Raw genomic sequence first — 26542 nt, 5'->3', positions numbered from 1 at the left:
CGTCCTCTCGGGGGGTTGTCCTGGGGGTGATCATGGCGTGTCCGACGGCTCTGCGGACGGAGTGGGGTCCGGCACGTCCGGAGGCGGATCGCACACGGTGAAGGCGTGGCGCAGCTGCGGCAGGTCGGCGAACGCACCGGTCCAGTCGACCACGAACTCGGTGCCCTCGATGATCACCGTCGCCGCGCCGCGCGCCGCGGCCGTGACGGAGACGGCGCTCGCGTCCGCCGTGCCTTCGGGGAAGCATCCGGCCTGGCTCGAGCCGTCCGGATGGGTCACTCCCGGCGCTGCGGGGAACGTGACCGTCACCGGAGCGGGCGGAGAGCCAGGAGCGGGGGCGATGGTGCGGGGCGCGCCGCACAGGTCCGGCAGGACCCTCGAGCACGCCGCCGCCGTGATGGTCTGGACGAGGTCCGCACGCAGCTGGAAGGTGGAGGACTTGCCCGCGCCGTCGTACCAGTAGGCAATCGAGAACCCTGCGGGAGCCGTCAGCGTCGGGCCGGACTCCAAGGCGACGGCGTAGGCGCGCGTGCCCTGCGCCTGCCACGCCGTGGCCACGCGGTAGGTCGCGTCGCCGTCAGGAGAGGTCGGGGCGATCCAGGTGTAGGCCGTGACATCGTTGCTGGTGGCGCGGCCGTAGCCGTTGGACCCGCACACCGCGACGTTGTACGTCGTGTTGGCCTGCAGGCCCGTGATCACCGCCGTCGAGGAGGCGACGTGATCGGCGCCCGTGACCGCGGCGCGCCCCGAATCGTCCATCGAGCAGGTCGGACGCGCTCCGGTCCAGGCGTACCAGATCTGGGTGGTGGGCAGCGCCGAGGAGTTGGCCTGGAACGCGCCGCCTGACACGGTGATCCGGGTGCCGTCGGCGACTGCGGAGATGCTCGACGTGTAGGACGGGCTACCCGCCACGGTCACCGGCGCGCTCGTCGCCTGGCCACGGTTGTCGCCGGTCAAGGGCGGGGCGAACTCGCTGATCGGCGTGACCTGGAGGTTCTGGGGACCCACCGGAAGCACCGTCTCGAAGGTCGTGGTCGGTCCGGTGCGCGGGAACGTCTGATCGGTGCCGGAGACCGCGAACGCGCGAGTGTCGGCGCTCGCCTCGATGGTCACCGAGACGACGCCTTGGGTGCTGGTGGTCCCCGGGCTGCGGTGCACCGGCGAGGCCGTGACCGACGCGATGACCGGCGCCTCGTAGGCCCAGGTGGTGTGCGCCGACGAGTCGAGGGACTCGCCGATCGCGTTGACGGCTCGCGCGGTGAACGAGGCGCGCTCGCCGTTCACGAGCCCGGCGACGACGCAGCGGTACGTCGAGGCGCTCGCCGCAGAGCAGTCCGCGGCGACCGGCGAGCCGGAGCGATGGATGACGACGGACGAGACGCGCGGCTGGGCCTGCGCCGCCGGCCCGAGGGCGACGTCGAGCGTCACGGACGTGCCGGTGTAGGCCACGGTCGTGACGCTCGCCGGGGGCTTCGGATAGCCCCTGACGTCGAGGGTCAGGGTGCCGGGACCGGTCCGGCCCTGGGCGTCCGCCACGGTGAACGGCACCGTGCACTCGCCGCCCTCGGGGCGCTGCCCCGCGGGCCACGTCGCGACGATCTGGGTCGCGTTCGCCTGCGTCACGGTGGCGGCGGGGCACGTCACGGTGCCTTCGCCGCCGACGCGGGTGAGGGTGAGCCCGCCGCCCTCCGCTCCGGCGAAGGGGTCGTACTCGCCCCCCACGCCGACGACCGAGATGGTGCACCGGGGGCCGGCGCTGACGTCGCACGACTGGCTGAACGTCGCGCCGCGTGGCGCGTCGACCGGCGCGCTGCCCACCACGAGCGTGATGGTGGTCGTGAGACCTCCGAACGCCGCGGATCGCACGCGCACCACCTCGCGCGTTCCCGGCACCGCATCGGCTCGGGCCGTGGCGGTGAGCGTGCCGCCGGCGCTCGTGATGTCGAAGGCGGCACCGTCGTACGCGGTCGTCAACGCGAGCGCGGACACGTCTCCGACGCGGTCGCCCTCCCAGCTGACGAGCTCACCCACGAGGTCGACGGAGTCCGACTCGGCGGGCCGGATGGTGCGGCTGAGCGGCCCCAGGATCGCCTGGGGCTCCTGCGGCACGATCGAGATCGGGAAGGCGACGACGCTCCAGGTGTCCTGGCTCGACAGTCTGACGGCCACCGAGCAGGTGTCGGCCCACGGCGCCTCGCGGCCCGCGCTGTACCGCACGCGGTCGCCTCCGGCGGGAGCGCACGCTGCGGCGGAGCGCTGGACCGCGAAGGACGGATCCTGGCGAACGTCGATGCGGTCGGCGGGTGTGAGGTCGAGGAGGTCGTGCACGTCGAACTCGACGGACTCGTCCTCGTCGACGACCACGGGGGCAAGGTCGAGAGCTGGCTGCAGGCGCATCTCGTCGAGCGCCGGGATCCGCAGGAAGCCGTAGCTCGTGACGGTCGCGCCGGTGGCGTCGAGCCCGGTGAGCGAGAACGGCACGATGGTGCGCTGACGCGGAAGGTCGCCCGAGATCGTCCAGCCCTGCACGGTGAACCCGGCGGGCGCATCGTCCCACAGCTCGAGCGCGAGGCCGCTCACGTCGCCGCCGCCGGGCCACTGGACCTTGCCGGTGACGACGTCGATCCCGGCCGCGAGGTCGTGGCGGGTGCGTGCCGTCACGACGGTGTCCTGGATGCGCAACGTCGGCGGGTTGGCGGCCTCCGAGACGTCGACGACGATGCGCCCCTCGGCCGTGGACAGCGAGACCGGGGACTCGACGGTGTAGAGGTACGAGTGGGTCCCCGCCACGTCGCCTGGCTCCAGCAGCACCGTGCCGTCCGCGTCGAAGGCCCCGCGGTCGATGAGGGAGTCAAGCCGGTCGTACTCGGCGGACCCCGGCTCTGCGGCTGGTCGGATGTCGATGAGCGAGAGCTCGCCCTGGAGCGGGTCGGTGTCGTTCAGCAGCGGCTCGACCGGGAGCGCGTCCGGGGACCCGAGCTGCGCGCTCAGGTAGTCGCTGTACGTCACGGGCGCCACATCGGACACGTCGGTGTCGAGCACGCCGATGCGCACGGTGCCCGTCGCCGGCTCGCCCTGCTCGTCGATCACCGAGTAGGTGAAGGCGACCTGCCCGCCGGGCACCGCCATCAACGGCGCGCGATACAGGATCGCCGCTCCGGACGCGGAGACCTGAGCGGTGCCGAGCGCGGGGCCGGGCTGGCTGACGTCGACGAGCGAGACGGCGTCGCCGTCCGGGTCGACTCCCGCGCCGGTGAACGGGATCCGCACGACCTGGCCCTTGAGCACGCGCGCGGTGAGCGTGGGCGGCTCGGGCGCGCGGTTGGAGCCTGCCGGCAGCACCGTGATCGTCACCGAGGACGTGTCGGTGCGAGACGCGTCGGACTCGATGAAGGTGCTGTAGCGCAGCGTGTAGGTCCCCGGCGTGGTCGGGGCCAGGTAGCGCAGGAGCTTGCCCGAGCCGAAGGCGAGCTCGTCGGGGTCGCCCGACCCCTCGACGGCGGGATCGAGCATGAGCCGCTCGCCGCGAGGACCGGTGTCGTTCGCGAGGACGGGGATGTCGACCTGGCTTCCTGCGCGAACCGTGACGGCGTCGGGCATCGCGATCGGCCCCAGACCCTGGGCCGGTGGCAGGAGGAAGACCGTGAGCTGGGTCGAGGCCGTGTTGCCTGCGCCGTCGGCGACGGTGACGTCGGCCGTGCCGACGAGGCCCGGGTCGCCGCTCGCGGTGGAACCGCTCACGCGCACGAAGGACGTGCCGACGACGCTGACGCTCAGCTGAGGCTCGGCGCTCGTGGCCGCGGCGACCATGAGCACGCGTCCCGAGCTGTCCTGCGCCGTCGCGAGCACGTCGACGGTGGCGTCCTCCTGCGCTCGGACGAAGGTGGTGAGCGGCGGCAGCGACAGAGGCCGAGGGGTCTCGGCGACGCTGTAGCGAAGCGTCGCCGAGGACTGCGCTCGAGTCACGGTGTCCTCGACGGTGAACGTCGCGGCGTAGCGTCCGGCCGCGAGCGCGCTGAGCTCGATCGTGCCGTTCGCGGCGAGCGGCGTCACCAGCACGTCGTCGCCGCCCTGCGACACGACCGCGTCGACGAGCCGATACGAGCCTGACCCGCCCCTGACGTGGTCCGCGATCGCGACGCGCGTGGTCTGGTCGAGGCCGCCGGTGACGGCGACGGGGCGAACCTCGAGCGCGGGGGCGCTCGTCACCTGCAGCCGCAGGGCGCGGGTGGCCTGCTCGCCGTGGGCGTCGGTCACCGTCACGGTCAGCGGGATCACGCCCTCGGATCCGTTGGGATCGTGGTGGCGGATCGCGACGGTGCCGGCCTCGGTCGGGATCACGGTGAGCGGCGCATCGGGGTCATCGGCATGGGCGTCCGTCAGTGCCAAGGCATCGCCGTCGGGGTCGACCCACCCCGCGAGGACGTCGACCTCGGCGAAGCCGCCCGGAGCCACCTGGGGGCTGGGCCACTCCTGCGTGCAGGCCTCCACGCCGCACCACACAGGTGCCTCGTTCGACTCGTCGGGGATCACCGTCAGCGTGACGGTCGCCGGCTCGGACAGGCCGTAGCCGTCGGTGACCGCGTACGTGAACGTGCTCGTGCCGGATGTGGCGGCCACCGAGATCACCGCGGACTGGTCCTCGCTCACGAGGCTCACCGCGCCGAATGCCGGGTCCGCCACCGCGGACACGGACGCGGGATCGATGGACAGCACGTCGGCGGCGTTGGGATCGTGGTCGTTGTAGAGCAGCGGGAGAGACACGACCGACCCCGCGCGCACCCCGAAGGCGTCGTCCACCGCGACCGGTGGCTCCTGCTCGATGACGTCGTCGACGCTCACCTCACCGAGCACCTCGTCGGTGTCCTCGACGGGATCCCAGTCCGCGCTCGGCAGCAGCAGGCCGTCGGGCACCGTCCACAGGGACCCGGTCGCGGTCTCGGTCAGCACCGCACGGTCGCCGTTGGTGCGGAACACCGGGCTCGGCGACTGCACGTCGTCGAACGCGCCCGCCTCGACCTCGAGGGCGACGGTCTCCTCGCGCTCGCCATCCCACAGGGACCCGCCGGCGCCGGTCACCCAGGCGGCGTGAGCGCGGCCGTCCACGACGACGGGAGCTGCGGGGACCCCCGAGGTCGTGACCACGCGGTCGGGTTGCCCCGTGGCGGTGTCGACGCTCACGAGTCCGCTCGCGTCGGCGACCAGGACGGCGTCGAGGTCCGACGACGTGGCCTGCAGGGCGGGGTCGTCGCCCAGCTGCAGAACCGTGGGCTCGTCGAGGCCCTCGACCCACAGGCGGCTCGACTCCGCGTCGAGCAGCGCCCATCGGCCGCCGGCGAGAGTGAGGGACGGCTCGCTGTCGGCGCCGGGCGGCGAGGGGACGGGCGTGGGCTCCTCCTCGAAGCTGCCCGAGGCGAGGTCGTACCGCCAGACGGCTCCCTCGGCGAGCGACAGCATCGCGACGGTGCCGGCGTCGTCGATCGCGACCGCGTCGGCCGCGAACGTCTCCTGCTGGTCCTCGTCGTCCTCGACGACTCCCGCAGAGGGGTCGAGGGTGCGGGGCGCGGCCATGGGCTCGCCGGGCTCGGGGTAGGAGGTGACGGAGACCTCGCCCACGCTGGTCAGGTAGACGACGGCTCCCGCCCCGGTCAGCACCTGCTCGGTCCCCGTCGGCGTCGTCCCCGCGACCAGCGCCGCGCCGGACGCGGCGCCGTCGTCGCCCGACGTCAGGTCGAGGGGCGCCGCCGGATCGATGGGCCATGCCTGGGCGTAGCCCTGGGTGAAGACCACCGAGCTCGGCCCCGACTGCACCACGCCTGCCGGCTCCGCGACGGCGCGCACCGTGTCGATCTCGCCGAGCTCGGTGTTGACGCGCGCGTAGCGTCCGTCGTCGCGCGTGACCCAGACGGACTCCTCGACACGCGGCACCTCCTGCTCGTCGTAGCCGTCCGCGAGCACCGCGCCCGTCACGGCGGTGGTCGCGACGAGCGCGCCGGCCGTCCACCAGAGCGCCGGGCGTCGCCGGCGGGCCTCGGGCTGAGCCTGAGCCATCTAGAGCACTCCGGTGGCGAACAGCACCGCCACGACCACTCCCACGGTCGCGGCACCGGCGATGGCGCCGATGACTCCGGCCCGCGTCGAGGATCGCTGAGGGGTCGACTCGGCCGCGCGCTGCTCGCGCAGGCGCTGGGAGGACGCGAGCGCCTTCGCGCGCTCGGCACGACGCGAGTCCTGCTGCACCGTCGAGATCACCGGGCCACGGGAGGTGTCCTGCTCGAAGTCGACGGGCGCCGAGGCGCTCGCCCAGGACGCGTCGACCACGTCGAACGCGGTGGGGGACTGGCCGAGCTCGTACTGGGCCCAGCGCAGCTCCTGCGCAAGCTCGGCCATCGACGAGAACCGGTCCTCGGGGCGCTTGAGCATGGTGCGCGCGAGCGCCACCTGCAGGCGGTCGCCCAGGTCGTCGCGCTCGGGCGGCGCGTAGGGGGCGGCGATGATCCGGCGCTGCAGCTTCTCTCGGGGAAGTCGCTCCCCGGAGTCAGGCTCGAAGGGCGCGCGACCCGCCAGCAGCGTGTGGAGCGTCGCGCCGAGACTCCACACCTCCGAGGGGATGGAGCCCGTGAGTTCTCCCTGCAGCACCTCCGGCGAGCTCCACGGCACCGACATCGCGAACACCTCGGGGGTGTCGTCGGCGCGCGCCATCGCGGCGGCGATCCCGAAGTCCGCGAGCGCCGGCGCTCCCATCGTGGTCAGCAGCACGTTCGACGGCTTGATGTCCCGGTGGAGGACGCCGCTGCGGTGCGCGGTCTCGAGCGCGGCGGCGACGCGCACGCCGGCGTCGAGCACCTGCGCCACGTCGAGCGGGCGCTTCTTGTAGCGCGCGCTCATGTTGTCGGGGCAGTACTCCATGACGAAGTACGGGCGCCCGTCGGCCGAGATGCTGGCCTGGTGGATGGTCACGATCGACGGGTGCGCGCTGAGGCGCGCCAGGATGTCGGTCTCCGCGTTGAAGGTCCGCAGCACCGCGGGGTTGACCGCGTCGTCAGCGAGGACCTTCACGGCGACGACGCGCCGCGGCATGTCCTGCTCGTACAGGAACACGTCTGCGAAACCGCCCGATCCGAGCGGCCTGATGTAGCTGTAGCCAGGCAGAACAGGCGGCTGAGCCGTCGCGCGTCGTGGCACTGCTTCCGAACCCCCTTGATCAAACTCGACCGGAGGGCCATTCTGCACAAATCCGGACGTCCAGCACAGACCCGTGTGACTAACTCCCTGGCCGCGCTCCCACCACGATACGGAAGCCTTCGCCGAGGTCGAGGACGTCGCCCACGTCGAGTCGTGTCGAGTTGCCGTCGCGCAGGAGCCGCGGCGGGCGGTTGGGGGACTCGACGACGGTGCCGTTGGTGGACCCGAGGTCGCGCGCGCTGAGCTGGCCGCCGGACACGGTGAACTCGACGTGCTTGCTCGAGATCTGCCGGTGCGGAGAGGGTGCCTTGACGTAGTACGTCTGGGTCTCGTCGGGGCTCGAGCGCCAGGGCCGCCTGCCGACGACGATCTGGGGCGCGGCGTAGAGCTCGTTGCCGTCGGGAAGCGTCAGCGTCCACAGCCGCGGCGGGGAGGACGCCATGAGCGACGCGAGGTCCACCGGCCGCGGCCGAGCGTCGACGGCGTCCGGCGCAGGTGCCTGCTCGATGTCGGGGCTCGCAGCCTCAGCGGAGGCGGCCGCGCCGTCCGGGAGGGCCGATGCGCTTGCTGGGCTGGCATCTCCACGGGCCGCCGAGCGTGGCGGCGCTGCCTGCGGCGGCGCAGCGGCAGCAGGTGGCGTGCTCGAGGGCGCTGCGCCGGGGGAGTCGGCCGCGTCTGCCGCGTCCGCAGCGCTCGCGGCGGCGTCGTCGCGAGGCGGCGCGGCCTTCGCGGGGCCGTGCCCGCCGGGAGCCGCGGCGCGCCCGCGCCGGCCGGTGCCGGGCTCGTCGGGCCGCGCGATGAGGGTGTCGTGGCTCGCCTCGGCGGCCTCCGCGTCCGCGCCGAGCGACATCGCGTCGAGGAAGATCGCGTTCGCGAGGACCGCCCCATGGCGCAGCGGAAGGCTGGCGGCCTCCGCCGGCACGTCGCTCAAGGCGAGGTGCAGCGTCTCCACGCCGTCCGCCTCGCCGGTCAGCAGCTCGTCGCCGTGGGGCCAGGTGAAGCGGGTCGTCGAGGCGCCGCCCATGTCGACCCGTACGTCGCCCCTCACCGAGACGTGGAACTCCTGGGTCCACGGGTCGACGATCTCGACCACGGCGAACCTGCTCGCGCCGTCCGCGGCTGACAGCCGCGCGATCGCGGCGGACGCCGACGCCGCAGGCGAGTCGAGGAGACGGTGCACGGCGCGCACGGTCTCCGCCGGCGCATCGGCGCTCAGCAGGACGAGGAAGCTGTCGGTGACGACGGCATATCCAGGGACGTCGGGTCCCCCGACGGCGTAGGCGAACACGCGGTCTACTATAGGGAGCGTCCCCACCGCGCGTGCAGGGCGGCGCGCGGGAGCCGCCGCGGCGAGCCCACCGCGGACCGCGGGGCGCTCTGCTTTGACGGAGCCGCGCCGTGCGGGTATCGTAGATATTCGTGCCCGCGCCGCCGGGCCCTCGTGCGTGCCCGTAGGGGCACGCGCCACACCAGTTCGACACGCCCGGGCGCGGGGGTCGGACCGCCACGAGTTTCGCAACACACAACAGACGGAGAAGTAGTGCCTACTATTCAGCAGCTGGTCAGGAAGGGCCGGCAGGACAAGCCGGGCAAGACCAAGACCCCGGCGCTCAAGTCGAGCCCCCAGCGTCGCGGTGTGTGCACCCGCGTCTACACCACCACCCCCAAGAAGCCGAACTCGGCGCTCCGCAAGGTCGCCCGTGTGCGCCTGTCGTCGGGCATCGAGGTCACGGCCTACATCCCGGGTGAGGGCCACAACCTCCAGGAGCACTCGATCGTGCTCGTCCGCGGCGGTCGTGTGAAGGACCTCCCCGGTGTCCGCTACAAGATCGTGCGCGGCTCGCTCGACACGCAGGGCGTGAAGGGCCGTCAGCAGGCTCGCAGCCGTTACGGCGCGAAGAGGGAGAAGAAGTAATGCCTCGCAAGGGACCGGCCCCCAAGCGGCCCATCATCAACGACCCGGTGTACGGCGCCCCCGTCGTCACCCAGCTGATCAACAAGGTGCTGCTCGACGGCAAGAAGTCGACCGCCGAGGCGATCGTCTACGGCGCCCTCGAGGGTGTCCGCGAGAAGTCCGGCCAGGACCCTGTGACCGTGCTCAAGCGCGCGCTCGACAACATCCGTCCCGCCCTCGAGGTCCGCAGCCGCCGTGTCGGTGGCGCGACCTACCAGGTGCCGGTCGACGTGCGTCCGACCCGCTCGACCACGCTCGCGCTGCGCTGGCTCGTCGACTTCTCGCGCGCCCGTCGTGAGAAGACCATGACCGAGCGCCTCATGAACGAGATCCTCGACGCTTCGAACGGCCTTGGCGCCGCGGTGAAGCGCCGTGAGGACATGCACAAGATGGCCGAGTCGAACAAGGCGTTCGCGCACTACCGCTGGTAGTCGCCGCCCGCTCGACGGAAACCCAAGGAGAACCACTCGTGGCACAGGACGTGCTCACGGACCTCACCAAGGTCCGCAACATCGGCATCATGGCCCACATCGATGCCGGCAAGACCACCACCACCGAGCGCATCCTGTTCTACACGGGTGTGAACTACAAGATCGGTGAGACCCACGACGGCGCGTCGACGACCGACTGGATGGAGCAGGAGCAGGAGCGCGGCATCACGATCACCTCGGCCGCGGTGACCTGCTTCTGGGACAAGAACCAGATCAACATCATCGACACCCCCGGTCACGTGGACTTCACGGTCGAGGTGGAGCGCTCGCTGCGCGTCCTCGACGGCGCGGTCGCGGTGTTCGACGGCAAGGAGGGCGTGGAGCCCCAGTCGGAGACCGTGTGGCGCCAGGCGGACAAGTACGACGTCCCCCGCATCTGCTTCGTCAACAAGATGGACAAGCTCGGCGCGGACTTCTACTTCACCGTCGACACCATCATCAACCGCCTCGGCGCCAAGCCGCTCGTCATCCAGCTGCCCATCGGCGCTGAGAACGACTTCGTGGGCATCGTCGACCTGGTCGAGATGAACGCGAAGGTGTGGCCCGGCGACGCCAAGGGCGACGTGACGATGGGTGCGACCTACGAGACCACCGAGATCCCGGCCGACCTTCAGGAGAAGGCCGAGGAGTACCGGGCTCAGCTGCTCGAGACCGTCGCCGAGTCGGACGACGACCTGCTCGAGAAGTACCTCGGCGGCGAGGAGCTGTCGCTGTCGGAGATCAAGGCCGCGATCCGCAAGATGACGATCGCCTCCGAGATCTACCCCGTGCTGTGCGGCTCGGCGTTCAAGAACCGCGGCGTGCAGCCGATGCTCGACGCGGTCATCGACTACCTGCCCGCGCCCGTCGACGTGCCTGCGATCAAGGGCCACGACGCCAACGACGAGACCATCGAGATCGAGCGCCACGCGGATGCCGAGGAGCCGTTCGCGGCCCTCGCGTTCAAGGTCGTCGCGCACCCGTTCTTCGGTCGCCTCACCTACGTTCGCGTGTACTCGGGTCACCTCGAGACCGGCGACCAGGTCATCAACTCGACCAAGGGCAAGAAGGAGCGCATCGGAAAGCTCTTCCAGATGCACGCCAACAAGGAGAACCCTGTCGAGACCATCCAGGCCGGCCACATCTACGCGGTCATCGGTCTGAAGGACACGACCACGGGTGACACCCTGTGCAACCCGAACCACCAGGTCGTCCTCGAGTCCATGACGTTCCCGGACCCGGTCATCGACGTGGCGATCGAGCCCAAGACCAAGGGTGACCAGGAGAAGCTGTCGACCGCGATCCAGAAGCTCGCCGAGGAGGACCCCACCTTCCGCGTGCGCCTGGACGAGGAGACCGGCCAGACCGTCATCGGCGGCATGGGCGAGCTCCACCTCGACATCCTCGTGGACCGCATGAAGCGCGAGTTCAAGGTCGACGCGAACGTCGGCAAGCCGCAGGTCGCGTACCGCGAGACCATCCGCAAGACGGTCGAGAAGTACGACTACACGCACAAGAAGCAGACCGGTGGCTCCGGCCAGTTCGCGAAGGTCCAGATCTCGCTCGAGGCTCTGCCTGCCGATTCCGAGGTCCAGTACGAGTTCTCGAACGCCGTCACCGGTGGCCGCGTGCCGCGTGAGTACATCCCGTCGGTCGACGCAGGTATCCAGAATGCGATGGAGCTGGGCATCCAGGCCGGCTACCCGGTCGTGGGTGTCAAGGCGACGCTGCTCGATGGTGCGTACCACGACGTCGACTCCTCGGAGATGGCGTTCAAGATCGCCGGCTCGATGGCCTTCAAGGAGGCCGCGCGCCTCGCGAAGCCCGTGCTGCTCGAGCCGATGATGGCCGTCGAGGTCCGCACGCCCGAGGAGTACATGGGCGACGTGATCGGCGACATCAACAGCCGCCGCGGCCAGATCCGCCAGATGACCGACGCGCAGGGCGTGAAGGTCGTCGACGCTCTGGTCCCGCTGTCGGAGATGTTCGGCTACGTCGGTGACCTGCGCTCGAAGACCTCGGGCCGCGCCGTCTACTCGATGTCGTTCGACAGCTACGCGGAGGTCCCGAAGGCGGTCGCCGACGAGATCATCGCGAAGACCCGGGGCGAGTAGTCCCCACCGGTTGAAAACAAGAAACAACAACGACCAGTAGGGATGAAGCCCCGAGTGGCCGCCGGCCACCCCACGGACTAGCATCTTTACCCGAGTCTCAAAAAATCAGGAGGAATCCCTCATGGCTAAGGCCAAGTTCGAGCGGAAGAAGCCGCACGTCAACATCGGCACCATCGGTCACGTCGACCACGGCAAGACGACGCTGACCGCTGCGATCTCGAAGGTCCTGCACGACCAGTACCCGGACCTCAACCCCTTCACGCCGTTCGAGGACATCGACAAGGCTCCGGAGGAGCGCGAGCGCGGTATCACCATCAACATCGCGCACATCGAGTACGAGACCGAGGCGCGCCACTACGCCCACGTCGACGCTCCGGGTCACGCCGACTACATCAAGAACATGATCACCGGTGCCGCCCAGATGGACGGCGCGATCCTGGTGGTCGCCGCGACCGACGGCCCCATGGCCCAGACGCGTGAGCACGTGCTGCTCGCCAAGCAGGTTGGCGTCCCCTACCTGCTGGTCGCGCTGAACAAGTCGGACATGGTCGACGACGAGGAGATCCTCGAGCTCGTCGAGGTCGAGGTCCGTGACCTCCTGTCCTCGCAGGGCTTCGACGGCGACAACGCTCCCGTCATCCAGGTCTCGGCGCTCAAGGCGCTCGAGGGCGACGAGAAGTGGGCGCAGTCCGTCAAGGACCTCATGACCGCTGTCGACGAGAACGTGCCGGAGCCCGTCCGCGACATGGACAAGCCCTTCCTCATGCCGATCGAGGACGTCTTCACGATCACCGGTCGTGGCACCGTCGTCACCGGCAAGGTCGAGCGCGGCAAGCTCGCGATCAACTCGGAGGTCGAGATCCTCGGCATCCGCGAGCCGCAGAAGACCACCGTCACCGGTATCGAGATGTTCCACAAGCAGATGGACGAGGCGTGGGCCGGCGAGAACTGTGGCCTCCTGCTCCGCGGTACCAAGCGTGAGGACGTCGAGCGCGGCCAGGTCGTGGTTGCCCCCGGCACCACCACCCCGCACACCTCGTTCGAGGGCAAGTGCTACATCCTCAACAAGGACGAGGGTGGCCGCCACAACCCCTTCTACACGAACTACCGTCCGCAGTTCTACATCCGCACCACGGACGTGACCGGCGTCATCTCGCTGCCCGAGGGCACCGACATGGTGATGCCCGGTGACACCACCGAGATGACGGTCGAGCTCATCCAGCCCATCGCCCTCGAGGAGGGCCAGGGCTTCGCGATCCGCGAGGGTGGCCGCACCGTTGGTTCCGGCACCGTCACCAAGATCCTGAAGTAAGGAACCTCTTCCTTCGCGCGAGCGGGGGTCCGGCCTCGGCCGGACCCCCGCTTTCGCTTTCCCCCTCTGAGGCGCTGGTAGCCTGACGCGGTGCCAGCCATCCCCGACCGCGTCCTACGCGTGGCGCGTTCCGTCGCGTTGTGGGATCCCCATCACGACGTCCAGCACGCTGCGCTGCTCAGCGGCTCCGGCCGGTCCGGCACCACCTGGCTGCTCGAGGCCTACTCGCGAGCCGGGCGTCTGCGCCCCATCTTCGAGCCGATCCGCCCCGACCTCGATCCACGTTTCGAGGGGCTGCGCCCCGGGCGGTACGTTCCTGCGGACGCGGCGCACCTGCCGGGGGAGCAGGCGGTGCTCGAGGTCCTGACGGGCCGCTACCGGCACCCGTGGGCCGACCAACAGGCCACGCTGAACCCGTTCCTGCGCTACCGCGGACGCCTGATCAAGGAGATCCGCTTCCCCACCTGGGCAGGCTGGCTGGCTCGCCGCCACCCTGACGTGCCCATCGTCCACGTGATCCGGCACCCGCTCGCGACCCTGTCCAGCCAGTCGGTGCTGGGCTGGTCGCCGGAGCGCTTCCACTACATGCTCAGCCAGGAGGCCCTGGTCGACGGGCTGCTGGGCGACGTGCCGCTGAGGAGCCTGCCGATCGACGACGCCTCGACGGCGCTCGTGGCGAGATGGGCCGTCGAGAACACCGTCGCCGCCCGCACGTACGGTGGCGAGCGGTCGGCGCTCGTCAGCTACGACCGGGCGGTCGCGGATCCGCGCGAGCTCCACGCGGGGGCGGCACAACTGGGGATCGAGCCGTCGTCGCTGCGCGACCTCGACAGGCCGTCGAGCATGACGCACGCGAAGGGCGCGAACGCGCACGCGTCGAAGGACCCGCTCGCCTGGGTCGCGCGCATCAGCGACGAGCAACGTGCGGCCGCCGCACAGGTGCTCGACGCGTTCGAGATGCGCGCACCCTTCCTCGACACCGGCGAGGTCGACGGCGGCGCGCTCCAGGCCTGGTGGTCAGCCCAGGCACAGCGCTAGGGTCACGTCCACCCCTCGCCCTCGTCGGGAGGCGTGACGAGGATCGCCACGGTGCGATCGTGACCGCCGATGACGGTCGTGCTCGCCGCCTCCAGCCCGGCGGCGAGCGGTACGACCGCGGCGACCACCGCATCGGCCGTCTGCCCCGGAGCGAGCCGCGCGTGCGCGACGACTCCACCCTCGTGCTCGGTGATGCCCACGAGCGAGAGGCCGCCATAGGTCCATCGGTCGTCGACGAACCGACCGAGGCCGGCGTTGACGCACGAGTCCTCCCACCGCCACCGCAGGCCGGCGGCCAGCGCCCGAGCGCGGGCGGAGGTCACGACGACAGGCACCGGATCGTGCTCGCGCGGCGTCCACGGCGACACCGTCGTCCCTCGTAGACGAAGGGAGAGTGCCGTCACGGCGCCCGCCGCGACGATCCCCAGCACCGGATGCAGGACCCAGCCGACGCCCACCACCACGGCCGTCGCGACGCCTGCCGCGAGCGGGCGTCGCCACGCCCGGACCTCGTCCCCACGGGTGCGGGGGGCCGATGCAGGGGCCACGATGGTCTCGAACGTCACGGTGTCTCCTCCCGCGCCGCGTCAGTGGGGTGACGCAGGCGCGATCCCACGATAGCCTGGAGCGGTTGGTGCCGCCCGGGGCCCGTGTTGCGAGTGACCCGCGGATCTGGCACAATATTCAGGTTGCCTATTGCGGGCAGCCGCACACTCACCCACGACGACTCGAGCGATCGAGCAGCGCGCCAGTGCGTCGCCACCACGCGACACGCCCGAGCGCGGGGGTCGGGGGTGGGAGACCACAGTCGTCCGAGAGAAAAGGCAGAACAACGCCATGGCGGGACAGAAGATCCGCATTCGGCTGAAGAGCTATGACCACGAGGTCATCGACTCCTCGGCCCGCAAGATCGTCGAGACGGTCACGCGCGCCGGCGCCTCGGTTGTCGGCCCCGTGCCGCTCCCGACGGAGAAGAACGTGTTCTGTGTGATCCGTTCGCCCCACAAGTACAAGGACTCCCGCGAGCACTTCGAGATGCGCACCCACAAGCGCCTCATCGACATCGTGGACCCCACGCCCAAGGCTGTCGACTCGCTCATGCGTCTCGACCTGCCCGCGGACGTGAACATCGAGATCAAGCTCTAGAGCTGACGTAAGGAATCCAAGCACCATGACTACGACTTCCAATGCCCAGCGCACCGTCCGTGCGCTGCTGGGTACGAAGCTGGGCATGACGCAGGTGTGGGACGACGAGGGCCGGGTCATCCCGGTGACCGTCGTCCAGGTCGACACCAACGTCGTGACCCAGGTGCGCAACGTCGAGCGTGACGGCTACGAGGCCGTCCAGCTCGCGTTCGGCGCCGTCGACCCCCGTCGCGTGACGGACCCCCTCAAGGGCCACTTCGAGGCTGCCGGCGTGACGCCGCGTCGCCACGTGGCCGAGGTCCGCACCGCTGACGCCGCCGAGTTCTCGCTGGGCCAGGAGCTCACCGCCGAGATCTTCGAGGCCGGCCAGAAGGTCGACGTCACCGGCACCACCAAGGGAAAGGGCACCGCCGGTGTCATGAAGCGCCACGGCTTCGCCGGCGTCGGCGCCTCCCACGGTGCTCACCGCAACCACCGCAAGCCCGGTTCGATCGGCGGCGCCTCGACGCCGTCGCGCGTCTTCCGCGGCCTCAAGATGGCCGGTCGCATGGGTAACGCCCGCAAGACCGTCCAGAACCTCACCGTCCACTCGGTCGACGCCGACAAGGGCCTGCTGCTCGTCAAGGGCGCGGTTCCCGGCAACAAGGGCGGGGTCGTCCTCATCCGCTCCGCCGTGAAGGGTGCGTGACACCATGGCTGATGCACAGACCGTCGACGTGCTCGACGCCGCAGGCAAGAAGGCCGGCACCGCCGAGCTTCCCGCCGAGGTGTTCGACGTCGTCACGAACGTCCCCCTGATCCACCAGGTCGTGGTCGCGCAGCGCGCCGCCGCGCGCCAGGGCACCCACGCCACCAAGACCCGCGGCCAGGTCGCGGGCGGTGGCAAGAAGCCCTACAAGCAGAAGGGCACCGGCCGCGCTCGTCAGGGCTCGATCCGTGCTCCCCAGTTCACCGGCGGTGGCACCGTTCACGGCCCGCAGCCGCGTGACTACTCGCAGCGCACCCCCAAGAAGATGAAGGCCGCAGCCCTCCGTGGCGCGCTCTCGGACCGCGCCCGCGCGGGCCGCGTGCACGTGGTCGAGTCGCTCGTGAAGGGTGACGCCCCGTCCACCAAGACGGCGCTGACCGCGCTCGACACGATCACCTCGGGCCGCAGCGCCCTCGTGGTCCTCGAGCGCACGGACGCCATCGCCTGGAAGTCGCTGCGCAACGCTGCCGACGTCCACGTCCTCGCTGTGGACCAGCTGAACACCTACGACGTGCTCGTGAACGACGACACCGTCTTCACGTCGGGCGCCCTCGAGGCCTTCCTCGCAGGACCGGCCAAGGGCAAGTCGGCGACCGCCGTCGCGACCGAGTCCGAGGCGGAGGAGAACTAACGTGACCACGCTGAACAAGAACCCCCGCGACATCCTGATCCGACCCATCGTGTCGGAGAAGAGCTACTCGCTCATGGATGAGGGCAAGTACACCTTCGAGGTGGACCCCCGCGCCAACAAGACCGAGATCAAGATCGCGGTCGAGCAGATCTTCGGCGTCAAGGTCACCTCCGTCAACACCATCAACCGCAAGGGCAAGGCGCGCCGCACCCGCTTCGGGATGGGCAAGCGCAAGGACGTCAAGCGCGCGATCGTCACCGTGGGTGACGGCGAGGCCCTCGACGTCTTCTCCGGCCACGTGGGCTAAGCAAGGACAGGAATCTCATGGCTATTCGCAAGTACAAGCCGACGACGCCGGGCCGCCGTGGCTCGTCCGTCGCCGACTTCGTCGAGGTCACCCGTTCGGAGCCCGAGAAGTCGCTGACGCGTCCGCTGCACAAGAAGGGCGGCCGCAACAACACCGGCCGCATCACCACCCGTCACCAGGGCGGCGGCCACAAGCGTGCGTACCGCGTGATCGACTTCCGTCGTCACGACAAGGACGGCGTCCCCGCGACTGTCGCTCACATCGAGTACGACCCCAACCGCACCGCGCGCATCGCGCTGCTGCACTACGCGGACGGCGAGAAGCGCTACATCATCGCCCCCGAGAAGCTGTCGCAGGGCACCGTTGTCGAGGCCGGCCCCGGCGCCGACATCAAGCCCGGCAACAACCTGCCGCTGCGCAACATCCCGGTCGGTACGGTCATCCACGCCATCGAGCTGAAGCCGGGCGGCGGCGCCAAGATCGCCCGCTCCGCCGGTGCCTCGGTGCAGCTGGTGGCCAAGGAGGGCCGTTTCGCGCAGCTGCGCATGCCCTCCGGCGAGATCCGCAACGTCGACGCGCGCTGCCGCGCGACCGTCGGCGAGGTCGGCAACGCCGAGCAGTCCAACATCAACTGGGGCAAGGCCGGCCGCATGCGCTGGAAGGGCAAGCGCCCGACCGTGCGTGGTGTCGTCATGAACCCCGTCGACCACCCGCACGGTGGTGGAGAGGGCAAGACCTCGGGTGGACGCCACCCGGTCTCGCCGTGGGGCAAGCCCGAGGGCCGCACCCGCAAGCCGGGCAAGGAGTCCGACAAGCTCATCGTCCGCCGCCGTCGTACTGGCAAGAAGCGCTAAGGAGGCTCTGGAATGCCGCGCAGTCTGAAGAAGGGCCCCTTCGTCGACGACCACCTGCTCAAGAAGGTGGATGCTCAGAACGAGGCGGGTACGAAGAACGTCATCAAGACCTGGTCCCGTCGGTCGGTCATCACCCCCGACTTCCTGGGTCACACCTTTGCCGTGCACGACGGCCGCAAGCACGTCCCGGTGTTCGTCACCGAGGCGATGGTCGGCCACAAGCTGGGCGAGTTCGCGCCCACCCGCACGTTCAAGGGCCACGTGAAGGACGACCGCAAGGGCCGCCGCTAAGGCGCCCGGGCGTAGGTAAGAGGAGTTTCAGATGGAAGCCAAGGCGCAGACGCGATACGTTCGCGTGACCGCCCAGAAGGCTCGCCGCGTCGTGAACCTGGTCCGTGGGCAGAACGCCACCGAGGCGATCTCGTCCCTGCGGTTCCAGCCGCAGGCCGTCGCGACCGATGTGCGCAAGCTCATCGAGTCCGCCGTGGCCAACGCGCGAGTGAAGGCCGACGCTGCCGGTGAGCGCTTCGACGAGTCCGAGCTCGTGATCACCTCGATCACGGTCGACGAGGGCCCGACGATGAAGCGCATCCAGCCGCGTGCACAGGGCCGTGCGAATCGCATTCTCAAGCGCACGAGCCACATCAACGTGACGGTGGCGACGCCTGTCAAGGAAGGGGCCAAGTAATGGGTCAGAAGATCAACCCGCACGGCTACCGCCTGGGTATCACCACCGACCACCGCAGCCGCTGGTTCGCCGACTCGACCAAGCCGGGCGAGCGCTACCGCGACTACGTGGACGAGGACGTCAAGATCCGCAAGCTCATGTCGGAGGGCCTCGAGCGCGCCGGCGTGTCCAAGGTCGAGATCGAGCGCACCCGCGAGCGCGTGCGTGTGGACCTGCACACCGCGCGTCCGGGCATCGTCATCGGCCGCCGTGGCGCCGAGGCCGACAAGCTGCGCGCCAACCTCGAGAAGCTGACCGGCAAGCAGGTCCAGCTCAACATCCTCGAGGTCAAGAACGCCGAGGTCGACGCCCAGCTCGTCGCCCAGGGCATCGCCGAGCAGCTCGCGTCGCGCGTGTCGTTCCGTCGTGCCATGCGCAAGGGCATCCAGTCCGCGCTGCGCGCCGGCGCCAAGGGCATCCGTGTCCAGTGCGCGGGCCGCCTCGGTGGCGCGGAGATGTCGCGCTCGGAGTTCTACCGCGAGGGTCGTGTGCCCCTGCACACCCTCCGCGCGAACATCGACTACGGCTTCTTCGAGGCCAAGACCACCTTCGGCATCATCGGTGTGAAGGTGTGGATCTACAAGGGCGACATGACGGAGAAGGAGTGGGCCGCCGAGCAGGCGAAGGCCCCCCGCCCGCAGCGTGGCCGTGGTCGTGGCGACCGCGGCGGCGACCGTGGCCCCCGTCGTGACGGCGCCCCCCGTCAGTCCGCCGAGGCCCGTGCCGAGGCGCCTGCCGCTGCCGAGGCCCCCAAGGCTGACGCAGGGAAGGAAGGCTAAGCCATGCTCATTCCCCGTCGAGTGAAGCACCGTAAGCAGCACCACCCGAAGCGTTCGGGCGCTGCCAAGGGCGGCACCCAGGTCACGTTCGGCGACTTCGGCATCCAGGCTCTCGAGCCCGCCTACGTCACCAACCGTCAGATCGAGGCCGCTCGTATCGCGATGACCCGCCACATCAAGCGTGGCGGAAAGGTGTGGATCAACATCTACCCCGACCGTCCGCTGACGAAGAAGCCTGCCGAGGTCCGCATGGGCTCCGGTAAGGGCTCGCCCGAGTGGTGGGTCGCCAACGTCAAGCCGGGTCGCGTGATGTTCGAGCTCGCAGGCGTCGACGAGCCCCTGGCTCGCGAGGCCCTCCGCCGTGCTCAGCACAAGCTGCCCATGAAGACCCGTTTCGTGACCCGTGAGGGTGGTGACATCTGATGGCTATCGGGACCAAGAACCTGAGCCCCACCGAGCTGGACGCCATGGAGGACGAGCGCCTCGTGGACGAGCTGAAGAAGGCCAAGGAGGAGCTGTTCAACCTGCGCTTCCAGTCGGCCACCGGTCAGCTCGAGAACCACGGCCGCCTCAAGGCCGTCAAGCGCGACATCGCCCGCATCTACACGATCCTGCGCGAGCGCGAGCTCGGCATCCGGACGGCGCCGACGGCGTCGGCCGAGTAAGGAAGAACGACTATGTCGAGTAACAAGCACGCGACGGCCACGGCCGAGCACCGCGCGTACCGCAAGACGCGTCGTGGCTATGTCGTCAGCGACAAGATGGACAAGACCATCACCGTCGAGGTCGAGGACCGCGTCAAGCACCCCCTCTACGGCAAGGTCCTGCGCCGCAACAGCAAGATCAAGGCCCACGACGAGCTCAACACCGCCGGCATCGGCGACCTCGTCGTCGTGATGGAGACCCGCCCGCTGTCCGCCTCGAAGCGGTGGCGCCTGGTCGAGATCGTCGAGAAGGCCAAGTAACCAACGTTCGACCAGGCTCGTCGCCCCGGTGGCGAGAACCAGACGACAGGAGAAGAAGACATGATTCAGCAGGAGTCGCGGCTGCGCGTCGCCGACAACACCGGTGCCAAGGAGATCCTTGTCATCCGCGTGCTCGGTGGCTCCAAGCGCCGCTACGCCGGCATCGGTGACACCATCGTCGCCACCGTCAAGGACGCGATCCCCGGCGGCAACGTGAAGAAGGGCGACGTCGTCAAGGCGGTCGTCGTGCGCACCGCCAAGGAGCGCCGTCGTCCCGACGGCTCGTACATCAAGTTCGACGAGAACGCCGCGGTGATCCTCAAGGGCGACGCGGGCGAGCCCCGTGGAACGCGCATCTTCGGCCCCGTGGGCCGCGAGCTGCGCGACAAGAAGTTCATGAAGATCATCTCGCTGGCACCGGAGGTCATCTGATGGCGAAGATCAAGAAGGGCGACCTGGTGGTCGTCATCGCCGGGCGCGACCGTGGCCAGGAGGGCCGCGTGCTCGAGGTCCTCACCGAGAACGACCGCGTGATCGTCGAGGGCGTCCAGCGCGTCACGAAGCACATCAAGCCGGGCACCCGTCGGGACAACCAGTCGGGCGGCATCGTCACCACCGAGGCGTCGCTGCACATCTCGAACGTGATGCTCGTCGACCCGGAGACCAAGAAGGGCACCCGTGTGGGCTACCGCACGGAGGAGGTCGAGCAGGACGGCCGCACCCGCAACAAGCGCGTGCGCGTCGCCAAGCGCTCGGGTAAGGACGTCGAATGAGCACCGCCACCGCTCAGCCGCGGCTCAAGGAGAAGTACCGCGGCGAGATCATCGCCAGCCTCGTCGAGGAGTTCGGGCACGAGAACGTCAACCAGGTTGCCGGTCTGACCAAGATCGTCGTCAACATGGGTGTCGGTGACGCCGCCAAGGACTCGAAGCTCATCGAAGGCGCGATCGCGGATCTCACCGCGATCACCGGCCAGAAGCCGCAGGTCACGAAGGCCCGCAAGTCCATCGCGCAGTTCAAGCTGCGCGAGGGTCAGCCGATCGGCGCGCACGTCACGCTGCGCGGCGACCGCATGTGGGAGTTCCTCGACCGTCTGCTGTCGCTCGCGCTGCCGCGCATCCGCGACTTCCGCGGCCTGAGCCCCAAGCAGTTCGACGGCAACGGCAACTACACCTTCGGTCTCACGGAGCAGTCGATGTTCCACGAGATCGACCAGGACAAGATCGACCGCGTGCGCGGCATGGACATCACCATCGTCACGACCGCGACCACGGACGACGAGGGCCGCTCGCTGCTGAAGCAGCTGGGCTTCCCGTTCAAGGAGAAGTGACCCATGGCCAAGACTGCGCTGAAGAACAAGGCCAACCGCAAGCCCAAGTTCGCGGTCCGCGCCTACACCCGGTGCCAGAAGTGCGGACGTCCGCACTCGGTGTACCGCAAGTTCGGCCTCTGCCGCGTGTGCTTCCGCGAGATGGCTCACGCTGGTGAGCTTCCCGGAATCACCAAGAGCAGCTGGTAAAACCACTACGCCACAGGTCCTCGGCTCGAGGAAACCACGGCGAGGAAGAGTTCAACACTCATGACGATGACTGATCCCATCGCAGACATGCTGACGCGTCTGCGCAACGCGAACGCGGCGTACCACGAGACCGTGTCCATGCCGCACTCCAAGCTCAAGGCGTCCATCGCGACGATCCTCGAGTCCGAGGGCTACATCACCGGCTCGGAGACCACCGACGCCGAGGTGGGCAAGACCCTCACCCTGACCCTGAAGTACGGCCCCAACCGTGAGCGCTCGCTCGCGGGTGTGCGCCGCGTGTCCAAGCCCGGCCTCCGCGTCTACGCGAAGTCGACGAACCTCCCGAAGGTTCTCGGCGGCCTGGGCGTGGCTATCCTGTCCACCTCCTCCGGTCTGCTGACGGACCGCGAGGCCGAGAAGAAGGGCGTCGGCGGCGAGGTCGTCGCGTTCGTCTGGTAAGGGAAGGAGTCAGCACATGTCACGCATCGGCAAGTACCCCGTCTCCATCCCCTCGGGTGTGGACGTCACCATCGATGGCGCGGTCGTCACGGTCAAGGGCCCCAAGGGCTCGCTGACCCACACCGTCGCCTCCCCCATCACCGTGGAGAAGGGTGACGAGGGCATCGCCGTCAAGCGACCGAACGACGAGCGCGTCGCGAAGTCGCTGCACGGCCTCACCCGCACCCTGATCGCCAACATGGTCGAGGGCGTCACCAACGGCTACGAGAAGAAGCTCGAGATCGTCGGCACCGGTTACCGTGTCGCGCTCAAGGGCCAGGAGCTCGAGTTCGCGCTCGGCTTCTCGCACCCGGTCGTCATCGCGCCGCCGGAGGGCATCACCTTCGCGGTCGAGGGCCCGACCAAGTTCTCGGTCGCCGGCATCGACAAGCAGCAGGTCGGAGAGGTCGCCGCGAACATCCGCAAGGTGCGCCCGCCGGAGCCCTACAAGGGCAAGGGTGTGCGCTACGCGGGTGAGCACGTGCGCCGCAAGGCCGGAAAGACGGGTAAGTAAGCCATGAGCATCACTGTCAAGGGCAAGGGGAAGTCGGTCGCGCGCAAGCGCCGCCACTTCCGCCTGCGCAAGAAGATCTCGGGCACGACCGCGCGTCCGCGCCTGGTCGTGACCCGCTCGGCCCGCCACATGGTCGCGCAGATCGTCGACGACACCGTGGGCAAGACCCTCGTGTCCGCCTCGAGCCTCGAGGCCGACGTCCGCAAGCTGGACGGCGACAAGACGGCCAAGGCGACCAAGGTGGGCGAGCTCGTCGCCGAGCGCGCCAAGGCCGCTGGCATCGACACCGTGGTGTTCGACCGCGGAGGCAACAAGTACCACGGTCGTGTGGCCGCGGTCGCAGACGGCGCCCGAGAGGGTGGCCTGGCTCTGTAGCCGGGACACAGATAAGGAATTCGCATGGCTGACAACAACCGCCGCGACAACCGCCGCGGCAACGAGCCTGACAACAAGTTCATCGAGCGCGTGGTGACCATCAACCGCGTGTCCAAGGTCGTCAAGGGCGGCCGTCGCTTCAGCTTCACGGCGCTCGTCGTCGTGGGTGACGGCGAGGGCAACGTGGGCGTGGGCTACGGCAAGGCCAAGGAGGTCCCCGCAGCGATCTCCAAGGGTGTCGAGGAGGCGAAGCGCAACTTCTTCCGCGTCCCCCGCATCCAGGGCACCATCCCGCACGTCGTGCAGGGTGAGGCCGCTGCCGGCGTCGTCTACCTTCGTCCCGCCGCCCCCGGTACCGGTGTCATCGCCGGTGGTCCGGTGCGCGCCGTCCTCGAGTGCGCTGGCGTCCACGACATCCTGTCGAAGTCGCTGGGCTCCTCGAACGCGATCAACATCGTGCACGCGACCGTCGACGCCCTCAAGCGCCTCGAGCGCCCCGAGGCCGTCGCCGCTCGCCGCGGCAAGGCCGTGGAGGACGTGGCTCCGGCCGCGATGCTCCGCGCGCAGGCTGCAGGGGTGAAGTGATGGCTCGCCTCAAGGTTCAGCAGAAGAAGTCGACGATCGGCGTGAAGCCGCAGCACCGCGAGACCCTGCGGACGCTCGGCCTGAAGCGCATCGGCGACATCGTCGTCAAGGAGGACCGTCCCGAGATCCGCGGGATGGTCAAGGCGGTCGACCACCTGGTCACCGTCGAGGAGGTTGACTGATGGCCGAGGACAAGAAGGCCACCGAAGAGAAGGCTGCCAAGAAGCCTGCCGCCAAGAAGCCCGCTGCTTCGAAGGCTGCTGCCGCTGACAAGCCCGCCGCGAAGAAGCCTGCCGCCAAGAAGTCGGCAGCTTCGACGGCGAGCGCTGAGAAGGTGACCGCCGAGAAGGAGACCGCCGCCAAGGCGCCGGCCAAGAAGGCTCCCGCCAAGAAGGCTGCGGAGAAGAAGGCCGAGCCCGAGGCGAAGGTGACCACCCTCAAGGTGCACCACCTCCGTCCCGCCGCTGGCGCGCACACCAAGAAGACCCGCGTGGGTCGTGGTGAGGCGTCGAAGGGCAAGACGGCCGGTCGCGGTACCAAGGGCACCGGTGCTCGCTATCAGGTTCCCGCACGCTTCGAGGGTGGCCAGACGCCCATCCACATGCGCATCCCCAAGCTGCCCGGCTTCAAGAACCCGTTCAAGACCACCTATCAGGTCGTGAACGTCGGTGACATCGCCGAGCTGTTCCCCAAGGGCGGGAAGGTCACCAAGGCCGACCTCGTCGAGAAGGGCGCGGTGCGCAAGAACGAGCTCGTCAAGGTCCTGGGCGACGGCGACATCGCCGTCAAGGTCCAGATCGTGGACGCGGACAAGGTTTCGCAGTCCGCGAAGACCAAGATCGAGGCCGCAGGCGGCTCGGTCAACGAGGGCTAGAGTCGTGGGCGGGCCGCGCGGTGACGTGCGGCCCGCCTCGACGCGTCTGGAGGGCCCTCGAGGGCCCTTGAAACTGGAGGATCAATGCTGAGTGGCTTCATGAACGCCTTCCGCACCCCTGACCTGCGGAACAAGCTGCTCTTCACCCTGGGGATCATCGCGATCTACCGCATGGGTGTGGCCATCCCGACTCCCGGTGTCGACTACGGCAACGTGCAGCAGTGCCTCGGGACCGAGACGAACACGGCGTTCCAGGTCCTCAACCTGTTCTCCGGCGGCGCTCTCCTGCAGCTGTCGATCTTCGCGCTGGGCATCATGCCGTACATCACGGCGTCGATCATGGTCCAGCTGCTGCGCGTGCTCATCCCGCGCTTCGAGGCCCTCTACAAGGAGGGCCAGGAGGGCCAGGCGAAGCTCACGCAGTACACGCGGTACATCACCGTCGGCTTCGCCGCCCTGCAGTCGGCTTCGTACATCACGATGGCCCGCAACAACGTCTTCTTCCCCGGCTGCGATCTCCCGATCGTCCCCGACGACTCGTGGTACGTCATCGCCGTCATGGTGCTCACCATGACCGCGGGCACCGTGCTCATCATGTGGCTCGGCGAGCGCATCACCGAGCGCGGTGTCGGCAACGGCATGTCGCTGCTGATCTTCACCTCGATCGCCGCCTCGTTCCCCGGCGTCGCCTCGGCGATCTGGAACTCCTCGAACGGGCTGTCCAACACGATCATCGTCGCGATCGTGGTGCTGCTGGTGATCGCGGCCGTGGTGTTCGTCGAGCAGTCGCAGCGACGCATCCCGGTGCAGTACGCCAAGCGCATGGTCGGACGTCGCATGCTCGGAGGCTCGTCGACCTACATCCCGATCAAGATCAACATGGCGGGCATCATCCCCGTGATCTTCGCGTCGTCGCTGCTGATGCTGCCGCAGGTGATCATCCAGTTCGCCGGCGAGGACTCGAGCGACTGGCTGATCTGGATGCGCGACCACGTCGCGAACCCCGCGTCGCCGCTCAACATCGCGCTGTACATCCTGCTGATCATCTTCTTCGCGTACTTCTACACCGCGATCACGTTCAACCCGAACGACGTCGCGGACAACATGAAGAAGTACGGCGGGTTCATCCCGGGCATCCGCCCGGGCCAGCCCACGGCCGACTTCCTGTCGTACGTGCTGTCGCGCATCACCGCCGCAGGGTCGCTCTACCTGGCTGCCGTGGCGCTGATCCCCACGATCACCTTCGTGGCGCTGGGCCTCAGCACCTCCATCCCGTTCGGCGGCGCGTCGGTCCTCATCCTCGTGGGTGTGGGACTCGACACCGTCAAGCGCATCCAGTCGCAGCTGGAGCAGCGCCACTACGAAGGGTTCCTCAAGTAATGCGCACCGTTCTCCTCGGCCCCCCCGGAGCGGGCAAGGGCACCCAGGCCGCTCGCCTCGCCGAGCGGTGGGGCATCCCCGCGATCTCGACGGGTGACATCTTCCGCGCGAACGTGCAGGGCGGGACCGACCTGGGTCGCAAGGCTCAGGAGTACATGTCCGCCGGCGCGCTCGTGCCCGACGAGGTCACCAACGCGATGGTCCGCGATCGCCTCGCCCAGGACGACGTCGCCTCCGGCTTCCTCCTCGACGGCTACCCGCGCAATCCCGACCAGGCCGTCGAGCTCGAGGGCATGCTGGCCGACCTCGGCGTCGACCTCGACGTCGCGATCGAGATCACGGCCGACGCCGACGCCGTCACCGCGCGACTCCTGAGGCGCGCGGAGATCGAGGGGCGCGCCGATGACACGGAGCCCGTCATCCGCAAGCGTCTCGAGGTCTACGCGCTCCAGACCGCTCCGGTCTCCGCGTACTACGAGGGTCGGGGCCTGCTGGTCCAGATCGATGGCCTCGGCGAGATCGAGGACGTGACCGAGCGCATCGTCGCTGCGGCCGAGGCCCGCTGAG

General features: G+C 69.3%; 32 protein-coding genes. 28 read left to right on the top strand and 4 right to left on the bottom strand.

Features of this window, described 5'->3' with window-relative positions:
- Positions 1 to 30 precede the first annotated feature (30 nt).
- From B7K25_RS07450 to B7K25_RS07440, 3 genes are all read right to left on the bottom strand, one after another.
- Entirely contained in the window at positions 31 to 6051 is a 6021-nt protein-coding gene (locus tag B7K25_RS07450; RefSeq protein WP_084105100.1) for an Ig-like domain-containing protein, read from the bottom strand.
- Positions 6052 to 7185, bottom strand: a complete 1134-nt coding sequence (locus B7K25_RS07445; protein WP_084105099.1) for a serine/threonine-protein kinase — start codon at positions 7183 to 7185, stop codon at positions 6052 to 6054. It lies immediately after the preceding gene.
- 79 nt (positions 7186 to 7264) lie between these two features.
- Positions 7265 to 8473, bottom strand: a complete 1209-nt coding sequence (locus B7K25_RS07440) for an FHA domain-containing protein (RefSeq protein WP_084105098.1) — start codon at positions 8471 to 8473, stop codon at positions 7265 to 7267.
- 252 nt (positions 8474 to 8725) lie between these two features.
- On the opposite strand from B7K25_RS07440, the gene rpsL reads away from it, so the two are divergent.
- The 5 genes from rpsL to B7K25_RS07415 all read left to right on the top strand — a co-directional run bounded on the left by rpsL (position 8726) and on the right by B7K25_RS07415 (position 14073).
- A complete protein-coding gene (gene rpsL, locus B7K25_RS07435; RefSeq protein WP_061960979.1) occupies positions 8726 to 9100 on the top strand; it encodes a 30S ribosomal protein S12 in 375 nt (124 codons plus the stop codon).
- Positions 9100 to 9570 carry a 30S ribosomal protein S7 gene (gene rpsG, locus B7K25_RS07430; protein ID WP_084105097.1) on the top strand — a complete coding sequence of 157 codons (471 nt, stop codon included), beginning with the start codon at positions 9100 to 9102 and terminating at the stop codon, positions 9568 to 9570. Before rpsL ends, rpsG begins: the two co-directional genes overlap by 1 nt.
- Before the next feature lie 38 nt (positions 9571 to 9608).
- Entirely contained in the window at positions 9609 to 11723 is a 2115-nt protein-coding gene (gene fusA, locus B7K25_RS07425) for an elongation factor G (RefSeq protein ID WP_084105096.1), read from the top strand.
- A 121-nt stretch (positions 11724 to 11844) separates the two neighbouring features.
- Positions 11845 to 13035: an elongation factor Tu gene (tuf, locus tag B7K25_RS07420; protein ID WP_084105095.1), complete on the top strand. Its 1191-nt coding sequence runs from the start codon at positions 11845 to 11847 to the stop codon at positions 13033 to 13035.
- 90 nt (positions 13036 to 13125) lie between these two features.
- Positions 13126 to 14073, top strand: a complete 948-nt coding sequence (locus B7K25_RS07415) for a hypothetical protein (protein ID WP_144018919.1) — start codon at positions 13126 to 13128, stop codon at positions 14071 to 14073.
- Positions 14074 to 14075: 2 nt separating this feature from the next.
- Here the strand turns inward: B7K25_RS07415 and B7K25_RS07410 are convergent, their stop codons facing one another.
- Entirely contained in the window at positions 14076 to 14639 is a 564-nt protein-coding gene (locus B7K25_RS07410; protein ID WP_084105093.1) for a hypothetical protein, read from the bottom strand.
- A gap of 271 nt (positions 14640 to 14910) precedes the next feature.
- On the opposite strand from B7K25_RS07410, the gene rpsJ reads away from it, so the two are divergent.
- The 23 genes from rpsJ (at position 14911) to B7K25_RS07295 (ending at position 26541) form a co-directional block, all read left to right on the top strand.
- Entirely contained in the window at positions 14911 to 15219 is a 309-nt protein-coding gene (gene rpsJ, locus B7K25_RS07405) for a 30S ribosomal protein S10 (RefSeq protein ID WP_042213186.1), read from the top strand.
- 25 nt (positions 15220 to 15244) lie between these two features.
- Complete coding sequence (gene rplC / locus B7K25_RS07400) at positions 15245 to 15907, top strand: 50S ribosomal protein L3 (RefSeq protein WP_084105092.1); 663 nt, start codon at positions 15245 to 15247, stop codon at positions 15905 to 15907.
- Positions 15908 to 15911: 4 nt separating this feature from the next.
- The gene (gene rplD, locus B7K25_RS07395; RefSeq protein ID WP_084105091.1) at positions 15912 to 16598 is read left to right on the top strand and encodes a 50S ribosomal protein L4; all 687 of its coding nucleotides are present in this window, start codon (positions 15912 to 15914) and stop codon (positions 16596 to 16598) included.
- 1 nt (position 16599) lies between these two features.
- Positions 16600 to 16905, top strand: coding sequence for a 50S ribosomal protein L23 (rplW, locus tag B7K25_RS07390; protein ID WP_084105090.1), 306 nt, complete (start codon positions 16600 to 16602; stop codon positions 16903 to 16905).
- A gap of 17 nt (positions 16906 to 16922) precedes the next feature.
- Positions 16923 to 17759, top strand: a complete 837-nt coding sequence (gene rplB, locus B7K25_RS07385) for a 50S ribosomal protein L2 (RefSeq protein ID WP_084105089.1) — start codon at positions 16923 to 16925, stop codon at positions 17757 to 17759.
- A gap of 12 nt (positions 17760 to 17771) precedes the next feature.
- On the top strand, positions 17772 to 18050 hold the full coding sequence (gene rpsS, locus B7K25_RS07380) for a 30S ribosomal protein S19 (protein ID WP_084105088.1): 279 nt from the start codon (positions 17772 to 17774) through the stop codon (positions 18048 to 18050).
- 31 nt (positions 18051 to 18081) lie between these two features.
- Complete coding sequence (rplV, locus tag B7K25_RS07375) at positions 18082 to 18447, top strand: 50S ribosomal protein L22 (RefSeq protein WP_084105087.1); 366 nt, start codon at positions 18082 to 18084, stop codon at positions 18445 to 18447.
- Complete coding sequence (rpsC, locus tag B7K25_RS07370; RefSeq protein ID WP_084105086.1) at positions 18447 to 19265, top strand: 30S ribosomal protein S3; 819 nt, start codon at positions 18447 to 18449, stop codon at positions 19263 to 19265. The genes rplV and rpsC overlap by 1 nt, the downstream gene beginning before the upstream one ends.
- Before the next feature lie 3 nt (positions 19266 to 19268).
- Positions 19269 to 19688 (top strand): 50S ribosomal protein L16, encoded by a 420-nt coding sequence (rplP, locus tag B7K25_RS07365; protein WP_084105085.1) that lies wholly within the window; start codon positions 19269 to 19271, stop codon positions 19686 to 19688.
- Positions 19688 to 19930 (top strand): 50S ribosomal protein L29, encoded by a 243-nt coding sequence (rpmC, locus tag B7K25_RS07360; RefSeq protein ID WP_084105084.1) that lies wholly within the window; start codon positions 19688 to 19690, stop codon positions 19928 to 19930. The genes rplP and rpmC overlap by 1 nt, the downstream gene beginning before the upstream one ends.
- 12 nt (positions 19931 to 19942) lie before the next feature.
- The gene (rpsQ, locus tag B7K25_RS07355) at positions 19943 to 20230 is read left to right on the top strand and encodes a 30S ribosomal protein S17 (protein WP_084105083.1); all 288 of its coding nucleotides are present in this window, start codon (positions 19943 to 19945) and stop codon (positions 20228 to 20230) included.
- Between the two features lie 60 nt (positions 20231 to 20290).
- Complete coding sequence (rplN, locus tag B7K25_RS07350) at positions 20291 to 20662, top strand: 50S ribosomal protein L14 (protein WP_084105082.1); 372 nt, start codon at positions 20291 to 20293, stop codon at positions 20660 to 20662.
- Entirely contained in the window at positions 20662 to 21003 is a 342-nt protein-coding gene (rplX, locus tag B7K25_RS07345; protein ID WP_084105081.1) for a 50S ribosomal protein L24, read from the top strand. The genes rplN and rplX overlap by 1 nt, the downstream gene beginning before the upstream one ends.
- Entirely contained in the window at positions 21000 to 21560 is a 561-nt protein-coding gene (gene rplE / locus B7K25_RS07340) for a 50S ribosomal protein L5 (protein ID WP_084105080.1), read from the top strand. Before rplX ends, rplE begins: the two co-directional genes overlap by 4 nt.
- 3 nt (positions 21561 to 21563) lie before the next feature.
- Positions 21564 to 21749, top strand: coding sequence for a type Z 30S ribosomal protein S14 (locus B7K25_RS07335; protein WP_084105079.1), 186 nt, complete (start codon positions 21564 to 21566; stop codon positions 21747 to 21749).
- 60 nt (positions 21750 to 21809) lie between these two features.
- Positions 21810 to 22208, top strand: coding sequence for a 30S ribosomal protein S8 (rpsH, locus tag B7K25_RS07330; RefSeq protein ID WP_084105078.1), 399 nt, complete (start codon positions 21810 to 21812; stop codon positions 22206 to 22208).
- A 16-nt stretch (positions 22209 to 22224) separates the two neighbouring features.
- Positions 22225 to 22761 carry a 50S ribosomal protein L6 gene (gene rplF, locus B7K25_RS07325; RefSeq protein WP_084105077.1) on the top strand — a complete coding sequence of 179 codons (537 nt, stop codon included), beginning with the start codon at positions 22225 to 22227 and terminating at the stop codon, positions 22759 to 22761.
- A gap of 3 nt (positions 22762 to 22764) precedes the next feature.
- Positions 22765 to 23136, top strand: coding sequence for a 50S ribosomal protein L18 (rplR, locus tag B7K25_RS07320; RefSeq protein WP_084105076.1), 372 nt, complete (start codon positions 22765 to 22767; stop codon positions 23134 to 23136).
- 24 nt (positions 23137 to 23160) lie between these two features.
- The gene (gene rpsE / locus B7K25_RS07315; RefSeq protein ID WP_084038498.1) at positions 23161 to 23721 is read left to right on the top strand and encodes a 30S ribosomal protein S5; all 561 of its coding nucleotides are present in this window, start codon (positions 23161 to 23163) and stop codon (positions 23719 to 23721) included.
- Positions 23721 to 23903, top strand: coding sequence for a 50S ribosomal protein L30 (rpmD, locus tag B7K25_RS07310; RefSeq protein ID WP_084105075.1), 183 nt, complete (start codon positions 23721 to 23723; stop codon positions 23901 to 23903). The genes rpsE and rpmD overlap by 1 nt, the downstream gene beginning before the upstream one ends.
- Complete coding sequence (gene rplO, locus B7K25_RS07305) at positions 23903 to 24595, top strand: 50S ribosomal protein L15 (RefSeq protein ID WP_084105074.1); 693 nt, start codon at positions 23903 to 23905, stop codon at positions 24593 to 24595. The genes rpmD and rplO overlap by 1 nt, the downstream gene beginning before the upstream one ends.
- Positions 24596 to 24679: 84 nt before the next feature.
- Entirely contained in the window at positions 24680 to 25975 is a 1296-nt protein-coding gene (gene secY / locus B7K25_RS07300) for a preprotein translocase subunit SecY (protein ID WP_084105073.1), read from the top strand.
- Complete coding sequence (locus B7K25_RS07295) at positions 25975 to 26541, top strand: adenylate kinase (protein ID WP_084105072.1); 567 nt, start codon at positions 25975 to 25977, stop codon at positions 26539 to 26541. The genes secY and B7K25_RS07295 overlap by 1 nt, the downstream gene beginning before the upstream one ends.
- The last annotated feature ends 1 nt before the right edge of the window (position 26542 follow it).

This window comes from Demequina sp. NBRC 110056, assembly GCF_002090155.1.
Taxonomy (GTDB): domain Bacteria; phylum Actinomycetota; class Actinomycetes; order Actinomycetales; family Demequinaceae; genus Demequina.
Note: the sequence above shows the minus strand (reverse complement) of the source record. Positions and strands in the feature narration are given on the sequence as shown.